At 56.0% G+C, this 2891-nt stretch carries 1 rRNA gene (running past one end of the window); it reads right to left on the bottom strand.

The window, feature by feature from the left end:
* Positions 1-22 precede the first annotated feature (22 nt).
* Positions 23-2891 (bottom strand): 23S ribosomal RNA (locus ACIO3R_RS39475) (it continues 179 nt past the right edge of the window).

The following is a 2891-nucleotide window of genomic DNA, read 5'->3' as shown; positions in this document are numbered from 1 at the left end:
AACACAGTGGACGCGAGCAACTGAGGACAAGCCCTCGGCCTATTAGTACCAGTCAGCTCCACCCGTTACCGGGCTTCCACATCTGGCCTATCAACCCAGTCGTCTACTGGGAGCCTTAACCCCTCAAGAGGGTGGGAATACTCATCTCGAAGCAGGCTTCCCGCTTAGATGCTTTCAGCGGTTATCCTTTCCGAACGTAGCCAACCAGCCATGCCCTTGGCAGGACAACTGGCACACCAGAGGTTCGTCCGTCCCGGTCCTCTCGTACTAGGGACAGCCCTTCTCAATATTCCTACGCGCACAGCGGATAGGGACCGAACTGTCTCACGACGTTCTAAACCCAGCTCGCGTACCGCTTTAATGGGCGAACAGCCCAACCCTTGGGACCGACTCCAGCCCCAGGATGCGACGAGCCGACATCGAGGTGCCAAACCATCCCGTCGATATGGACTCTTGGGGAAGATCAGCCTGTTATCCCCGGGGTACCTTTTATCCGTTGAGCGACAGCGCTTCCACAAGCCACTGCCGGATCACTAGTCCCGACTTTCGTCCCTGCTCGACCCGTCGGTCTCACAGTCAAGCTCCCTTGTGCACTTACACTCAACACCTGATTGCCAACCAGGCTGAGGGAACCTTTGGGCGCCTCCGTTACTCTTTAGGAGGCAACCGCCCCAGTTAAACTACCCATCAGACACTGTCCCTGATCCGGATCACGGACCCAGGTTAGACATCCAGCACGACCAGAGTGGTATTTCAACGACGACTCCACAACCACTGGCGTGGCCGCTTCAAAGTCTCCCACCTATCCTACACAAGCCGAACCGAACACCAATATCAAACTATAGTAAAGGTCCCGGGGTCTTTCCGTCCTGCTGCGCGAAACGAGCATCTTTACTCGTAGTGCAATTTCACCGGGCCTATGGTTGAGACAGTCGAGAAGTCGTTACGCCATTCGTGCAGGTCGGAACTTACCCGACAAGGAATTTCGCTACCTTAGGATGGTTATAGTTACCACCGCCGTTTACTGGCGCTTAAGTTCTCAGCTTCGCCGACCCGAAAGTCAGCTAACCGGTCCCCTTAACGTTCCAGCACCGGGCAGGCGTCAGTCCGTATACATCGCCTTACGGCTTCGCACGGACCTGTGTTTTTAGTAAACAGTCGCTTCTCGCTGGTCTCTGCGGCCACCCCCAGCTCACCGAGTAAATCGGATCACCAGTGATGGCCCCCCTTCTCCCGAAGTTACGGGGGCATTTTGCCGAGTTCCTTAACCATAGTTCACCCGAACGCCTCGGTATTCTCTACCTGACCACCTGAGTCGGTTTAGGGTACGGGCCGCCATGAAACTCGCTAGAGGCTTTTCTCGACAGCATAGGATCATCCACTTCACCACAATCGGCTCGGCATCAGGTCTCAGCCTTAATGTGTGACGGATTTACCTACCACACGGCCTACACCCTTACCCCGGGACTACCACCGCCCGGGCTGGACTACCTTCCTGCGTCACCCCATCGCTTACCTAATACAAGTCTGGTTCATCGGCTCCACCACTACCCTCAACTCCGAAGAGATCGGGCCGGCTTCACGGACTTAGCATCGCCTGATTCAGTATTGGGCGTTTCAAAGCGGGTACCGGAATATCAACCGGTTGTCCATCGACTACGCCTGTCGGCCTCGCCTTAGGTCCCGACTTACCCTGGGCAGATCAGCTTGACCCAGGAACCCTTAGTCAATCGGCGCACACGTTTCTCACGTGTGTATCGCTACTCATGCCTGCATTCTCACTCGTGAACCGTCCACAACTCGCTTCCGCGGCTGCTTCACCCGGCACACGACGCTCCCCTACCCATCCACACGGGCGTTGGCCCTATATGTGTGAATGACACGACTTCGGCGGTACGCTTGAGCCCCGCTACATTGTCGGCGCGGAATCACTTGACCAGTGAGCTATTACGCACTCTTTCAAGGGTGGCTGCTTCTAAGCCAACCTCCTGGTTGTCTCTGCGACTCCACATCCTTTCCCACTTAGCGTACGCTTAGGGGCCTTAGTCGATGCTCTGGGCTGTTTCCCTCTCGACCATGGAGCTTATCCCCCACAGTCTCACTGCCGTGCTCTCACTTACCGGCATTCGGAGTTTGGCTAAGGTCAGTAACCCGGTAGGGCCCATCGCCTATCCAGTGCTCTACCTCCGGCAAGAAACACACGACGCTGCACCTAAATGCATTTCGGGGAGAACCAGCTATCACGGAGTTTGATTGGCCTTTCACCCCTAACCACAGGTCATCCCCCAGGTTTTCAACCCTGGTGGGTTCGGTCCTCCACGAAGTCTTACCTCCGCTTCAACCTGCCCATGGCTAGATCACTCCGCTTCGGGTCTTGAGCGCGCTACTAAATCGCCCTATTCGGACTCGCTTTCGCTACGGCTTCCCCACACGGGTTAACCTCGCAACACACCGCAAACTCGCAGGCTCATTCTTCAAAAGGCACGCAGTCACGACTGCATGTGCAAGCACATACAGCGACGCTCCCACGGCTTGTAGGCACACGGTTTCAGGTACTATTTCACTCCGCTCCCGCGGTACTTTTCACCATTCCCTCACGGTACTATCCGCTATCGGTCACCAGGGAATATTTAGGCTTAACGGGTGGTCCCGCCAGATTCACACGGGATTTCTCGGGCCCCGTGCTACTTGGGTGTCTCTTAAACGAGCCGTTAATGTTTCAGCTACGGGGGTCTTACCCTCTACGCCGGACCTTTCGCATGTCCTTCGCCTACATCAACGGTTTCTGACTCGTCTCACAGCCGGCAGACCGTGAAAAAGAGATCCCACAACCCCGCATGCGCAACCCCTGCCGGGTATCACACGCATACGGTTTGGCCTGATCCAGTTTC

The sequence above is a fragment of the Streptomyces sp. NPDC087428 genome, assembly GCF_044744085.1.
GTDB lineage: Bacteria > Actinomycetota > Actinomycetes > Streptomycetales > Streptomycetaceae > Streptomyces.
Note: the sequence above shows the minus strand (reverse complement) of the source record. Positions and strands in the feature narration are given on the sequence as shown.